This window comes from Streptomyces sp. NPDC048560 (genome assembly GCF_040650955.1).
In the GTDB taxonomy this organism is placed as follows: Bacteria; Actinomycetota; Actinomycetes; order Streptomycetales; family Streptomycetaceae; genus Streptomyces.
The window spans coordinates 19,573-33,174 of record NZ_JBEZIJ010000012.1 but is presented as its reverse complement, the minus strand read 5'-3'; the positions used below and the strand labels follow the sequence as shown (position 1 = coordinate 33,174).

General features: G+C 67.1%; 14 protein-coding genes. 7 read left to right on the top strand and 7 right to left on the bottom strand.

Annotated elements, in window-relative coordinates; all coding sequences use genetic code 11:
- Positions 1–64 precede the first annotated feature (64 nt).
- The 3 genes from AB0C82_RS28730 to AB0C82_RS28720 all read right to left on the bottom strand — a co-directional run bounded on the left by AB0C82_RS28730 (position 65) and on the right by AB0C82_RS28720 (position 2,533).
- On the bottom strand, positions 65–364 hold the full coding sequence (locus tag AB0C82_RS28730; protein ID WP_362847328.1) for an SHOCT domain-containing protein: 300 nt from the start codon (positions 362–364) through the stop codon (positions 65–67).
- 36 nt (positions 365–400) lie between these two features.
- Positions 401–853 (bottom strand): DUF6325 family protein, encoded by a 453-nt coding sequence (locus tag AB0C82_RS28725; protein WP_362847325.1) that lies wholly within the window; start codon positions 851–853, stop codon positions 401–403.
- Positions 854–1,108: 255 nt separating this feature from the next.
- Entirely contained in the window at positions 1,109–2,533 is a 1,425-nt protein-coding gene (locus tag AB0C82_RS28720; RefSeq protein ID WP_362847322.1) for a helix-turn-helix transcriptional regulator, read from the bottom strand.
- A gap of 356 nt (positions 2,534–2,889) precedes the next feature.
- Here AB0C82_RS28720 and AB0C82_RS28715 point away from each other — a divergent pair, with 356 nt between their 5' ends.
- On the top strand, positions 2,890–3,417 hold the full coding sequence (locus AB0C82_RS28715) for a hypothetical protein (protein ID WP_362847319.1): 528 nt from the start codon (positions 2,890–2,892) through the stop codon (positions 3,415–3,417).
- 395 nt (positions 3,418–3,812) lie between these two features.
- Here AB0C82_RS28715 and AB0C82_RS28710 read toward each other — a convergent pair whose 3' ends face one another.
- Both AB0C82_RS28710 and AB0C82_RS28705 read right to left on the bottom strand, forming a co-directional pair.
- Entirely contained in the window at positions 3,813–4,220 is a 408-nt protein-coding gene (locus AB0C82_RS28710; RefSeq protein ID WP_362847317.1) for a hypothetical protein, read from the bottom strand.
- Between the two features lie 623 nt (positions 4,221–4,843).
- Positions 4,844–5,206, bottom strand: a complete 363-nt coding sequence (locus AB0C82_RS28705; RefSeq protein WP_362847314.1) for a DUF1214 domain-containing protein — start codon at positions 5,204–5,206, stop codon at positions 4,844–4,846.
- A gap of 805 nt (positions 5,207–6,011) precedes the next feature.
- Here AB0C82_RS28705 and AB0C82_RS28700 point away from each other — a divergent pair.
- Positions 6,012–6,644, top strand: coding sequence for a DUF2461 family protein (locus AB0C82_RS28700; protein ID WP_362847311.1), 633 nt, complete (start codon positions 6,012–6,014; stop codon positions 6,642–6,644).
- A gap of 1,044 nt (positions 6,645–7,688) precedes the next feature.
- Here the strand turns inward: AB0C82_RS28700 and AB0C82_RS28695 are convergent.
- Positions 7,689–8,384, bottom strand: a complete 696-nt coding sequence (locus AB0C82_RS28695; protein ID WP_362847308.1) for a hypothetical protein — start codon at positions 8,382–8,384, stop codon at positions 7,689–7,691.
- Positions 8,385–8,940: 556 nt separating this feature from the next.
- On the opposite strand from AB0C82_RS28695, the gene AB0C82_RS28690 reads away from it, so the two are divergent.
- Entirely contained in the window at positions 8,941–9,291 is a 351-nt protein-coding gene (locus tag AB0C82_RS28690; protein ID WP_362847305.1) for a hypothetical protein, read from the top strand.
- 238 nt (positions 9,292–9,529) lie between these two features.
- Here AB0C82_RS28690 and AB0C82_RS28685 read toward each other — a convergent pair whose 3' ends face one another.
- Positions 9,530–10,171 carry a hypothetical protein gene (locus tag AB0C82_RS28685; RefSeq protein WP_362847303.1) on the bottom strand — a complete coding sequence of 214 codons (642 nt, stop codon included), beginning with the start codon at positions 10,169–10,171 and terminating at the stop codon, positions 9,530–9,532.
- Between the two features lie 614 nt (positions 10,172–10,785).
- Between AB0C82_RS28685 and AB0C82_RS28680 the strand changes: the two genes are divergently transcribed.
- The 4 genes from AB0C82_RS28680 (at position 10,786) to AB0C82_RS28665 (ending at position 13,520) form a co-directional block, all read left to right on the top strand.
- Positions 10,786–11,226, top strand: coding sequence for a VOC family protein (locus tag AB0C82_RS28680; protein WP_362847300.1), 441 nt, complete (start codon positions 10,786–10,788; stop codon positions 11,224–11,226).
- A 732-nt stretch (positions 11,227–11,958) separates the two neighbouring features.
- Entirely contained in the window at positions 11,959–12,168 is a 210-nt protein-coding gene (locus AB0C82_RS28675; RefSeq protein WP_362847297.1) for a hypothetical protein, read from the top strand.
- A 154-nt stretch (positions 12,169–12,322) separates the two neighbouring features.
- Positions 12,323–12,658, top strand: coding sequence for a hypothetical protein (locus AB0C82_RS28670; protein ID WP_362847294.1), 336 nt, complete (start codon positions 12,323–12,325; stop codon positions 12,656–12,658).
- A 256-nt stretch (positions 12,659–12,914) separates the two neighbouring features.
- Entirely contained in the window at positions 12,915–13,520 is a 606-nt protein-coding gene (locus AB0C82_RS28665; RefSeq protein WP_362847291.1) for a dihydrofolate reductase family protein, read from the top strand.
- Positions 13,521–13,602 lie beyond the last annotated feature (82 nt).

The window sequence follows — 13,602 nt, the reverse complement described above, 5'->3', positions numbered from 1 at the left end:
GGCCGTCACTTCTTGCCCGGTTGCCGGCGTGAGGCCCGATCGTACGGAGTGGAGCGTCGTCCGGTCAGAGTTCGAGGATGCGGCTCTTCTGGGCGGCGAACTCGGCCTCGGAGAGCACCCCTTGTTCCTTGAGCTGACTGAGCTCCTTCAACTGAGAGATCTTGGCGTCCATCGACACTGCGGCCGCAGGCTCGGGCTGGGGTGCCGGAGCGCCGTAGCCCGGCTGGGGCGGCGCCGGGGCGGTCTCCTGGTAGTCCTGCTGAGCCCATCGGCCGGCTTGTCGTCGTGACACCCGGTTGGAGACGGCGGTGGCGGTTCCGGAGATGACAGCGGTGCGGGCGACCCCGCGGAGCAGACCAGGCATGGCAGGTGTCCTTGTCGTCGGTCGGGTGTCGGCACGCTAGGAGGCGGATCCGGCCTCGGCAGCTTCTAGAGTCGCGAGGAGGTCCTCGGCCGGAATCCGTCCGTTGGCCACCATCCGCGCTCCACCACGCCGCAGGGCCGCTGCGAGGGGTGCGGCCCACACGTTCTCGTACACGATGACGCCCGCGGAGTTGCCGGGCTCGAGGACGGCGGCGGCCTCCTGGAGATCGTCCTCTCCGAGCAAGCCCGAGGAGGCACCCTCGAAAACGGCCAGGTCGAGTTCCCCGTCGCCGTCCATGTCACTGAGCATGAGCGCCCTGACCCCGCCGTCCTCGTCCTTGCGGACGAAGGACAGGTCGAGGATGCGAATGATGTGCCGGTCCACGAGATCGAGCAGTAGAGGCACGCCTTCCCCGGTCATGCGATTGCCGGGGAACTCCAGGATCAGGTAATCGACCGGTCCCATATCGGAGAAATCGTCGACGCTCATACGAACTCCTTGCCTGGCGGTTCTGCCTCCGGTGGTGCGACAGCCGCGTTCCGCCGGCCGCGCTCAGTGCCGCCTTCAATTCCAACACCGCAGGACACCGCACGCATCTTCGAGACTGTGGTGGGCCCGGGCTGCTCAGGTGAGTTCGTAGCGTCCGTGCGGCCCTGGACACCGTCGTGCCCCCTGTCCATATCTGCTGACAACCCCCCGTGGGCAGGCCTACGGCAGTCCCTCCCCAAGACCTTCGTGAGTGTTCTAGCTGTTGTACGGGACCCAGGCACGCCCGCCTGCGTCGTTCGTGCCGTACCAGTAGTGAGGCATTCCCTTGACGCTGGTGGTGTGGAACGGGCGGCCGCGGTCGTCGATGCGGATAGTGCCGGTGCGGCCCTGGGAGGACCAGTCGAGTTCGAGGTACCAGCGGGCGTCGTAGGTCTGTGTGGTCGCGGCGACCAGTAGCACCTCCGGGTCCTGGGCGGAGACGAGGTAGGGGAAGTGCATGGCAGGAACGGTGTGTCCGCTGTCGGCGCCGGCATTCGGGCGGGCGATGGGCCGGTCGACATCGAGGTTCACGGTGAAGCGGCGGGGTCTGAGGTCGCTGCCGCAGCCCTGGTCCATGGCGTACGCGCTCCCAGGAGCCGGGTTGCCTCGGCTGACGATGCGGACGCGGAGCGCCTCCAGGACCACGGCCGTGGACGTTCGCCCCTGGACCGCGATCTGCACCCTCGTCTGCCGCCCGTGCAGCGCGTCATGCGCCGCTGCCCACGCTTCCGCGTCCTGCTCCACCGGCGGCGGGGGCACCTGTGCGGGCGGCTTGTCGATGACGTAGTCGTGGTCGCATCCCTTGTCCCAGACCAGGGAGTCGGTGCTCCAGGCGAGGGGCAGGCCGGTGGTCGGTTGCGTAGCCGAGGTGGCACCGCTGCTGGTGGCTCGCGGGGCGGGCGTGGTCCGTTGGGCGTTGGGCGGCACGGAGTTTCGGGAAAGGGAGGGGGCGTCGTCGGCCGATGGCTTCGCCGAGTGGTGGTGTGCGCCGGGGGTGGTTGTCGGAAGGTCCGTCGCGCGAGAGAACTTCGCGTCGGCCGAGTGGTCGTCCGACAGGGTGGCCGTGGTGCCTACAGCGGCGAGTAGCGCGCAGGCAATGGCGGTGAGTGCCAGTACCTGGCGGCGGTGGTGGTACCAGGGGCGGGGAGCGGGGGAGAGAGCGGGCTGTTCCGCGGGGTCGCGTTCGCCTTCGCGCTGTTCCGCGGAACAGTTCTTCTCGATGAGTGCCCCGCCGCCGTCCCCGCCGCCGTCCCCGCCGCCGTCCCCGCCGCCGTCCCCGTCTCCGCCCTCGTTTCCGTCCGTGTGCGTGTCCCCCGCCGGAACCGCCGTGTCTGTCTCCGTGGCAGTGTCCGGCGCAGGCACCGCTGCCTCCGCCGAACCGGCCGTGCTCGCCCGCCGGCGAGCCGCCACTGCTGACAACCACAGTCGGTGCAGTTCGTGCCGTTCCTGCGGTGTGGCGTCACAGAAGGCCGCGAGGCGTTCCACGGGCGCGAAGTCCTGCGGCACCGCTTCGCCTGCGCAGTACCGGTACAGCGTGGAGGTGTTCATGTGGAGGCGGCGGGCCAGGGAGCTGTAGCTCCGGCCCGTGCGGTCCTTCAGCTGGCGCAGGAGCGTCGCGAACTCCACTACATCGGCCCGCATTACACCGTTCCTCTGTCGTCCGCCCGCGATCCGGTATTCCAGGCGCTCATGTTCCTGCACGTCAGATGGGCTGGAACGGTTCCACCCTCGCCAAAGGGGCGTCAGTCGTTGTGTTGGACTCCGGTGACCGCCGATGCTCTTGTTGTCGCGCCGGCCCCGGCTGCAGGGACCAACCGGCCTTGGGCGACATCCGACACGCATCCACTGACGCAGGCCCGACCGTCTGATCGGACAGTCGGGTGGCCGGCCTTCGAATCGGCCGCGGACGCGATGGCGGCATGTCGGTAGGCGCCTTGAGTACATGCAAGCCGGAACCGGCCGCGATCGACCACACACGGATCAGAAAAGGAACACACATGAACAGGAACACTCCCGCACACCGCCGGCCGGGTCGCCGAGCCGCCGCCGCCGTCGGCGTTCTCCTGGCTGTCGGTCTCGGCGTGTCGACAACACAGGTGTCGGCACAGGCGTCCGCCCATGCCACCGTGAAGACGTCCACTGCCGCGCCGCAGTCGGCCAGCGGCACGTCTGGCCACGTGGTGACCCGGGTCGCAGACTTCTACGGCGCTTACGTGGACGCGAAGGGCGACTACGCGGACCCGGACGTCACGCTGGCCACGGCGCTCCGCAAGCACTACCTGACGCCCGCCTTTGACAAGCGGCTGGCGGCCTGGGAGGAGAAGAACGGCGTGGACGGCGTCCTGCGTGCCCAGAACGTCCCGGCGCGGTGGACGGTGACCGACAACGGAACCGTGGGTAACGGCCACGAAGTCGTCGTCACCCTTGCCTTCGGCAGCGGCGAGACGATGCAGAAGACCAAGCTGTTCGTGCTGGTGGAGCGGTACGACCACATCGTCGACATCAGCACCACGACCGCCCGCTGACGACGGATCCGCGGCAGGCCTGGTCTGGCCGGCCAGGCATGCCGGGAGGGCACCGGGACGGAACGTCGACGGCTGCCCTCCGGGGACCCCTGGAAAGCCGATAACGATCTTGAGGGTTCTGGCCCCGCCGCATGAGTGGCGGGGCCACTGCCGACCATCCCGAGTTCGGCGATGAGAAGGTCTCGCTCACGAGCTCGTGCAGCTTGCTCACGCGGCCGCCGCGCTTCCGAGCCCCAGTGCGTGTACCAGTCGGCGCCGGTGAATCGCGCCGTACACTCCACCACCGTCGAGGAGTGAGGGTTGGTGGCGATGACCAGGTGCCGGTGTGCTGGTCTGTGATGTCCCCGCGTACGAAGTGATCGTCGTCCGGGTCGCCATGGGGCGCCATCCTGGCGTCAGCCCTGGCGTTCAATTCCCGCCCGCGGTGGCTGGTGGGCTGCTGCGAGAGCGTTGCGGACAGCAAGGCGGCCGGCCTGCCGGAACGCCCGGGGGTGGGAGTCGACCGGGTGGAAGCGCATGCGACGTAGGACCACCGCTGCAGCTGGAGAGAACCCGGTTGCTGGCTGTGTGAGTTCGTCGCGGATACCCGCCTCGACAGCGGCCTGGCACTCGGCCTGCCACGCCGGGTCGTCGTCGCCGTCAACTGCCAGGTCAGCGGCGATCTCGAAGGTGATGCCTGTTTCCCGCGGCTCGAAGTCCACTGTGACGTCCGCGAAGTCGGAGGGGCAGCTGGCCTGGCGAGCGTAGATGGCTCGGACGCCCTGGATCGGGTGAGGCGGGAACGTTGCAGTGTCGGATTTCACGGGTTCACGATAGCCAAATCTGCGTTTCCATCCACGGCTGGCCGGGTCTGCCGGGATTCAGCGTGGCCCGCGTCTCGCGCCGGCGCGCGGCGGGCCCGGGAGGAGTGCGGCGCACGGCGAGTGGCACGGGGCGGCAAGGGGACGCCCCGCCAGGGTGACCTGGCGCCGCGGCAGTTGGGGAGGCGCGATGCTCAAGCGGCGCACATTGCGCATAGTCGAGGAAGCGTTGAGGAACAGGGACGGCACGCTTTGGCTGATCGTCTTCATGGGAGCGACTGCATACACCGCACTCACCCTCGGTCGCGGCGCGCCTGGCTCGCCGGTCTGCTGCCACGGTGCCGAGGCGCGATCCTGACTTGCGGATTGCGGATTGCGGATTGCGGATTGCGGATTGCGGATTGCGGAGTGCTGAGTGCTGAGTTCGGCGGTCCGAGGGGGGTCTAGGGGGGTCGAGGTCTGAGTATGTCGAGAGGGTGCCACCGGCTCCGTCCCAGGGACATCAGAGGGACACAGAGCCGCCAGGCTCGCCGCGCTCGGCGGTTCGCCCTCCGGCACATCCGAGCTTCTGGAGGAAGTCGACGTGCCGACTGCGTCCTAGCCGATCTTGACGACGTCGTCGGGGATCAACTCTGGTCGTAGAAGGGCTGGGTGGCCCCGTACAAGCGCAGGGCGACGGCGTAGCCCTCGCCCGGATGGGTCTTGATCCAGTTGGTGGCGGGGGCTCCGGCCGGAAGCTCGGGGGCGAAGTGGAGATCGACGGACCCGTCCGGCTCCACGACGACGCGGGTGTCGAGGGAGTTGACGGAGGGGAACGGCTGTCCGTTGTCGATCATGGTGCCGTTGACCGGGCTGTACAGGTTTACGGCCCAGAAGAGGGCTGCCGGAATTCCGGGTGGCAGGTGGAGCCGGTACGTGTGCTCGCCGGTCAGGTACGCGCCGTCGGCGTCCCAGAAGGTGCTGGGGTAGTGGGCGCCGAGGCCGGGCATGTAATGGCGGGCTGGCCAGGGTGTGGGCCGACCAGTTGATCAAGGGGGAGAGGTTCTCATCGCGTGGCGGAAGAAGGCTGGTGTTGGCAGCAGCCTGCGTACGTAGGCGGTGGCGTGTCCTTGGTGCAGGGCGTCCAGGGCCACGTGGTCGAGGGCGCCGGGCTGCAGGGCCAACCGACCCAGGAGGCGTGCGGAGGGGCTGCGTTGTAGCCATGTGAGGACGGGATACGGGTATCGCAAGCGTCGAATCCGGCGCCCCGGACAGCCGTGAGGAACCGCCTGAGTCCGGATCGGGTCCGGATGCGGGAGGCACTGGCCGCCGCCGCCCGCGATCACCGATCCGGCGGAGTGACCATGGCAGCCACCACGACCCTTGTCCTCCTGGCGGCCGTATTCACACCACCGCAACCGCGGCCGACCGACCCCCGGCCCGGAGGGTGTGATCTTGCGTGAGCTGGCCAGCCGGGTGCACCCGATCGTCCGACGAGGCCAAAGCCGATCGCCGACAACGGCTCCGAGGCGGGCAGGAAGAGGAGTCGACGCGTGGAAATGTGCTCCCCGCACCCCCGCTGATCGAGGCGCGATCACAACGGAAGGATCTGTGGGATCTCAAGTCGGCTGCACAATCTCAGCGCCCGCTTCACGTCGGCTGCACCCCCCGTGTCCCTCGACGAGCACGCCCACCGCGCACGACACATCGAACTGGACGACGAGCCCGCCGCAGCACCTCCCACCTTGTCTCGGGTTACGCCCTCCAGCCGTCACACTCTCCGCGCACGGATCAGGGGTGAGCTATTCTGCGCCCATGCGTGGACAGTTCACCGGCTGGCCGGAGCAGGCCATGGACGTGTTGTGGCAGCTCCAGGGCGAACCGACCCACGCGACCCGCGAGCGCTACCGCGCGGACCGCGAACGGCTGGTCCGGCAGCCGATGATCGCCCTGCTCAACGAAGTCGCGGACACCGACCCCCGGTACGAGGACTTCTCCGTCTGGCACTACCGCACCGACTCCTGGTGGTGGCAGAACCAGAGCGCGGTGATTCGGCTCGGCCGCAAGGTCGAGATCGGCCTCCGGTTCTCCCTGGACGGCCTGCGGATCCAGGGCGCTTGGTGGTACCCCGATCCCGGCCAGGTGGACATGTTCCGCAAAGCCGTGGCCGCCGAGGGGAGTGGCCGCGAACTGTCCGCCATCGTCGAGGACGTGCGGAAGAAGGGCTACGACATCTCCGGGGACGTGATGAAACGCCCTCCGCGCGGCTATCCGACGGACCATTCCCGTACGCACCTGCTGCGCCACCGTTCGCTGATCGCCGCCCGTCCCCTCGGCTGCGAGGAGTGGCTGCACACCCCCGAGGCGGTCGACCGGGTCCTCTCGGCCGCCGCCGACCTGGACCCCCTGCTGATGTGGCTGGTCCGCCACGTGAAGCGCCCCACCTGACATGAGGAGGGCGCCACGCGGCAGGGAGAAGCACATCCGTGCCGCCGGGCCCCGCGCTTTGAAGGTGATGCGCACCTTCAGTACGGACCGGTCGTCCATCGCCCGCTAACCGTCCGGCACCTCGGCCCGGGGGGACGGCACGGTCGAAGACGGGCCCCGGATCGAGGGCCTGGAGAGCACATCCGGCAGAAGTCTGGGACTGAGACTTGCCCCGGCCGACGGGCTGTTCAGCGGCGAGACTGACCCAGGCGAGAGCGCCGGCGTATACAGAGGCCCGCGAGACCCTACCGGAACCTCCAGGACGCACCTGTTCGACCGACAACTTGCATAGCCCCAGCCCCAGTTGCTCTCGCTCTACGACTCCTTCTTCCTCCACGAGGGCTCAGGGCAGTCAGCCGCCCACCAGCACCACCACCCCGGCGGACAATCGCTTGGCCTGTCGGTGTAGCTCCGCCGATGAGGAACATCACCGCCGTGATCTGTGCCGATCACCGGCTCGAGGGCGGGTGTCGCCCAGCTCGACCCCACCCGCTCGGTCCTCGGAACAGCTCGCCGTCCCTGCTGCCTACGGCGAACGGCACACCGCTGCGCTGGGCGGGAATCACCTCGCCCCGGCGGGCTCGGAGACCTTGCCCTGGCGTACCAGTGCCGCAGTGGCCGCCTGGGCCGCTGCCAGGGTTTTCCTTGTCCACCACCGGCATCGGATCGGGTCCACACCCGCCCGTCGAACACTGCCGCAGCAGCGCGCTCCTGCTCGCCACCGCACCCATAAGCCCCCAGGGCGCCGCCGAGCTGATGTCACTGGCGTACCGTCGGAAGACCGACGTCGCGCCACGGCAGGGGCGGAGGCGGTAGCGAATTCGGAGCGACGGTGATGACGGCACCCCTGTCGCAACGGCTCGTGGGCGGCGTCGGATACGGACGGCGGTGGGCTGGTGTATTAGCTCAGGGCGTCATCGGGCGGTGAGAATCATTGGCTTCCCGCACGGCTCTCCGCCATCTCGGCCTCGCCGTTTCTGCCCAGTTCAGGCTGCGAAGACTCACTCAAGGGCTACCGGGCGGCAGAAGCCCTCTGGTGAGCGAGAACGCAGATGCCGCTGTCGCCAGAAGGGAGTTGACCCGGCCGAGGATGCGGTCGACACGGGCCGGGTTCTCTTCCTGGACTGCCTCCGCCAGGTCATCGGCGTACTCATGTGCCCGTACGGCCTCCGCGGGTTCCGCAGCGCGGGCGTCGGTTCGCAGGGCCTCGACCAGGTGCCGGTGGGAGACATCGTGCCGGTCGGCCTGGTGGCCGTAGCCCGACTGTGCCACCGCATGGGCGCTGTTGATGTTGGCTGCCACGAATCCGCCTGCGGATGCCGAGATGTTCACCGAGTCCGCCAACATGAACCTCTTCCGGTACTCGCTCCAGCCCCTGCGCGTGGGAAAGTACACGCTGCGGCTCCAGCCACGCACGCTGATCAACTTGTGTTTGAGCGGCTCGGCGAGGATGAGCGCGACGTCGCCCCGGTTCCAGCCCTGCTCGTCGAAATATCCCCGCATGTCCACGTCGGAGACCGGGCCCTTGGCCATGCGGCAGATCTCTCGGAACGCGACCTTTTCCAGATGATCTACCTGCGACCGGAGGATGGTCGAAGGCGGCAAGCGCCAGTGGTAGAACCAGTTGCGTGCAGCCCGGAAGCATCCGTAGGTGACCAGCACCAGGAGGACGAGCGTGATCACGAACTCCCCGTTCTTCACCTGCTCTACTCCCTCGCCTACGCCATGGCGCCCAAAGCGTCCTTATATTAAGGGTGTTGAGATTGATTGGGAATGGTCCTTCTCGGCGTGCCCCGGGAGTTCCGTCCGCATTGCACCCCAAGGCGCGTCCGGGCCTCCTGGACGCCCCGTGATCCTGCTCCTCATCGCCGCCCTGAACCTGCCGGTGGGGGAGTCCCCCTTCGGTGCTCTCTCGCCGGCTTCACGCTCCTGACGTCGGCTGCGCGATGAAGGGCCTGCGCCTGCGCCGTATCGGCCCGGCCCGCCGGGAACAGGCCGTTTCTCATGATCAGCCCCCGGCCGACGTGATTGGCACGACACCTCGTCCATGAACGATCTTGAGGGAGATGCGCCGAGGTCAGGGCCCGACGGGAGGCCGCTGGCTGTCAACTCCGGGAACAAACCGCCTTGCCCTTACGGGCATCGTGCCTCCCATGGGCAAAGTGAGACAATGCCCCTCGCGCTTCAGTTTGTGGGCTTCACGTCTGGACTGACGAGGACCGGGACCGGATCCGGCGCGGAATATCGAGCCCGGGACATGGACGAGAAGTGGCAGGTCTCCGTCGAAGGCGATGTCGTTTTCATGCAACGGAGTTGGACCGGTCGCGGCGTCTATGAGGCGTCCTTTGTCCCTGTGTCTGGTGGTGGGAGGAGGAGGATCGCATCTGCCGTGGTGGAGGCCGATGGGAAGTGCTGTTGGAGCATTAACTACGAGTACGACCTTCTCATGATGGAATTGATCATCAGCGCGGTCGTCCTTGGTGAGCCAGCCGCCGACCTCCGGGCCGAATTCGTGGAGCTGACTGCCCGGCTTCCAGATGGAGTGATCTTTCCTCGGGCGTGGTGCAGACAGCGTTCTGGGATTGCCTTCTGGATCGTGAGCTCTTGAGCCAGACGAGCGCTGTTGCGACCTCGGGCCATGTACTGGATCGCGTGTCGCGAGCGCACGGATCATGCCCGGCCGTTGTTCACGTTTTGGGTTCTGGTTCAGTTTCCGTGAGCGGGTCACGGTGGTGGGTGTGACGTCGTCCGAAGGCGGGGTTTGGTGTCATCGAGCTCGCCTGGTCGGCTGCTGGTGGGTTCATCCTCGCCGGTGACGTCCCATGGCGGTGGGGGTGGTTGTGGGCTCAGCCTGTGAGGAAGGCACCTTCACGGCATGGGCGGCAGACGAATACGTAGCCGAGCTGGCCGCCGAGGTTCATCGCGGTCTGCGCGGAGATCCCTGCTTCCAGATGTGCCGCGAATTCGGTCGGGCCGGCGCAGGAGGGGCATGTGGGCAGCCGGTCGTCCTCAAGGTATGAGGGGCTGCCTCCGAGTGACCCGAGCACTTCGCGTTGTTTCCCGAATCGTTCCTCGGGTTCCCACTTCCAGCCCGAACGGGCAAGGTCGTATGCGTCAGGCGCGACCTCCTCGTCGTGGTCGTCGTTGGCTTGGGGGTCGAGGGTGACGACGTGGGTGCGGATGGCTGAGGTGGCGGGCAGGAGCGTCACTCCCTTCTCGGGCACTGCTACCGGCTGCAGTTCCTCCCGGGAGAACAGATAGACCCGGTTCGCCCCGGAAGTAGCGTCCCAGGATTCACATGCGCCGGGGTCGTTCTGGCACACGAATACCGACAGGACGCCGTACTCGACAGGGAGATGGGCGAAGAATTGCAGCGGCTCTCCGCAACAGGAGCCACACAAGGGCCAGGTGAATCCTGCGGGTGCCAGCGGCACGCCCCCGGTGCGCGGGACGTCGGAGTCCGCCGGTGCGGTGCCGTCGTAGATCATCAGAGTTGTCTGCATGGCGACAGGCTACGGGCGGCCTACGACACGAGAGCCTGCGTGCCGCTATTCCAGCAGTGCGGGGGCACACCTGCATCACCGCACGCATCACGGTCCGTGCCCGGATACGAGGCCGTGCCCCGGCGCAGTTGACGGTGCGCGCCCATGTCCAACACCGGGTTGGTCGCCGGGCCCGGACCAGCTGGCGCCGCCCCAGTCCCGCGCTGGTACGCGCACCCCGCACCGCCTTGCCGGTGGCGGCGAAGGTGAGCGGCACGGGGAACTCCACCCGCAAGTTTGACGCGGCACCGTGATGTGGTCGGGGAGGCGCGATGCTCCAGCGCGCATGCTGCATAAACGTGCATGCTGCGCATTGTTGAGGATGTATTGAGAGTGGGGACGGCTGTTGTGGCTGATCGGCCTAATGGGAGTAGCCACTCTGCGGCCGCATCCCGTCGGAGGTGGCGCGCCTGGCTCGAGGGTCTGCTGGAGCAGTGCTGAGGCGCGATTCAGTATCTGGGGGTTCGGTTGGCCTGTGGATGTCGAGGGCGTGTCACCTGTTCCGTCCCAGGGGCATCAGCGGCCATTATTGGCCGTGCAAGGATGAAGGAGGAACCGGCATGGCGATTCAGCGGATGGACAACGTCGGGATTGTTGTCGAGGACTTGGATGCCGCTATCGCGTTTTTCGTGGAACTCGGTATGGAGCTGGAGGGCAGGGCAACGGTCGAGGGTCTTGTCGCTGACCAGTGCACCGGACTTGAGGGCGTTCGCTGTGACATCGCAATGGTCCGGACCCCGGATGGTCACAGTAGGCTCGAGCTGGCGAAGTACCGCTGCCCTGCGGCGCTCAGTGCCGGGCCGCGCGACCGGCCGCACAACATTCTGGGCACGCATCGCGTCATGTTCGCCGTCGATGACATCACGGACACCGTTGCCCGCCTGCGACCTCACGGCGCCGAGCTCGTCGGCGAGATCGCCCGGTTCGAGGACAGTTACCTGCTCTGCTACGTCCGCGGCCCGGAGGGCATCATCGTCGGACTGGCCGAGCAACTGCGCTGAGAGAGAGAAAGCGAGTTGTCCGGCCGAACGAGCTCGACGCGCCCGCCGGACACAGGGAGTGGGTCGAGGCGACGCTTGTATCCAATCTCGTGGTGATCGAGGCCGCCCATAGATCATCGAGGTTCTGAACTGACCGGGTCAGCCTGTCCACGGTGTCGGTGCAGGCGCCGTCACAAGTGAATGCCGGACTGCGCACGTGGTTCCTGCGGATCCGGAACCTTGGCCAAACGATCCGGGAAGCCGGACCCTCACGGTTCATGGCTTGGGGATGAGGCCTGAGTGGGTCGAGCACGGGCGGGATAGGAGCTGATGCGTCAGGTGACACTTCCAAAGATCACTGAGCGTCGAGAACTCGTTATCACGGACGTCTGTGCCTGAGGCAGAGGTCAGAGAGGCGTCAGGAAGTAGGCCAGCACCACGCCGTAGGCAGGATCAGTCCGGATAACAGCAACGAGAGCAGGTAGGGATCTCTGAAAGCGGCTCTGACCGGACTTCCGTGATGTCCTGGTTCGCCCAGCCCTGGCCACAGCAGACCCCCGGTGCGGATCACCGGTGCGTCTATACGGGTCACTTCCGGGCGTCCACCGAGCGAAAGACGCTCGGTGGGGGTAGGTCGCTTCGCGCAAGGTGACCTTGGGATCCGTGAGGAGATCAGCTGTGTACGCAGTAATTCGGCGTTACGAAGGAGTGACTGACTCTGCCGAGGCGGGACGCCGAGTGGATGAGGGATTCGTGCCTCTCCTCCGCCGAGTCCCCGGCTTCGTGGCCTACTACTGGGTGGACGCCGGGGACGGAGTGATGCTCTCCACCAGCGTCTTTGAAGACCAGTCCGGGGCCGAAGAGTCGATCGAGCGGGCGGCGGACTTCGTGAGGGACAACCTCGCGTCGCTGCTCCCCAACCGTCCTCAGGTCACGGCCGGCATGGTTGTGGCTGCTGGGTAGCGACCTACGAAGGGGGCCGCTGGATCCCCGCCACCTCCACTCCGACGACCTGGCCCTTCACGAGACTCCGGTCAGAGCCCTGAAAGCGGTTCTGGACGCAGTTTGGTGAAGGGCCATATGGCGGACCGGACATGTGTACGGGCACTCTGGCAGGGTGGGGGAAGGAGGCGCGTCCCGTGCGGCAGAGGGCTGGATCTGGAACGAGAACGTCCAGCCCTTCTTGGGCCTTCTGCCTCGCTACGCCGGCTACGACTTCGATGACACGGACTGGCGGGCGGTGGAACTCGGCATCGAGGCTACCGATGACGAGCATCCGGATCGCTGGTACAGCTACCCGCTCATCGGATTGGACCATCGGGTCGAAGCGCATCTCGCCTATGCCGCAGGAGGCGACGAAACTTCTGTCCGTGCGGTGGAGGACTTCGATCCTGAGCTTGGATTGAGGACGGACACGCTGATGGCGGCGTTTGCAACCAGATCCATGCCGTGAGACGAGCGAGAGTCGCATTCCTTATGGCTGGGTGAGGATGCGGGTCCGGAGGAGTTCGAACGAAGCCCAGCCACACACGGCTCTCTTGAGTGTTTTCACCCGGTTGACGTGGCCCTCGACGACATCTGCGCCGCCGGACTCACTCGACCTGATCGGCTGCAGAGTCATGGGCTTTCTCGTTACTCCACAGCGCGGCCGATGAGTTTGTGGCTCCCGGCTGGTCCAAGCTCGTAACACCCTAGGAAGGGACACCGCCATGTCGGAGCTTCTTGTCGACTTCATCACCTCCCTCGACGGCCACGCATCGGGAGAGGGATGGCCCGGTTTCTGGGGCCTCGAGGGCCCGGAGTACCTCGCATGGCTCGGCGAGCAGCCCGCGGCCACCTACCTGATGGGAGCGAATACCTACCGCCTGATGTCGGGCTTCGCCGCAGGCGAGGTCCCGAATGGCCAAGACGAGTTCAGGCCCGAAGAAGAGGCGTCCGTAGACGAGCTCACGCAAGCGTCCAAGGTGGTGTTCTCCTCCTCACTCGAGGAGCCACTGACGTGGGCCAACGCCACCCTCGTACGTGACGACGCCGTCGAGGCGGTCCGCGCCATGAAGTCGAGCGGCTCGGGGCTCCTCAGCACGATCGGTAGCCTCAGCCTGTGCCGGTCCCTGCTACGTGCCGGACTCGTCGACCGCTTCCGGGTCGTGATGTTCCCGGTGATCACCGGGGCCACGGGCGAGGAACGCATCTACGACGGCTATCCGGACGTTGCCCTCGAGATGATCGAGCACCGCACCTTCGACGGCCGCATCCAGCTGGTCGAGTACAAGCCCCGCGTGCTCGAGCACCCGCCGCTCGGCGTCCCTGCGTGACGTGTCGCCCCGTCCGCCGGTCTGGACGGCCGTCAGGCCGGCGCCGGCGGCGCGGAGCAAGACCTGGCTGAGGCGCGGCTCC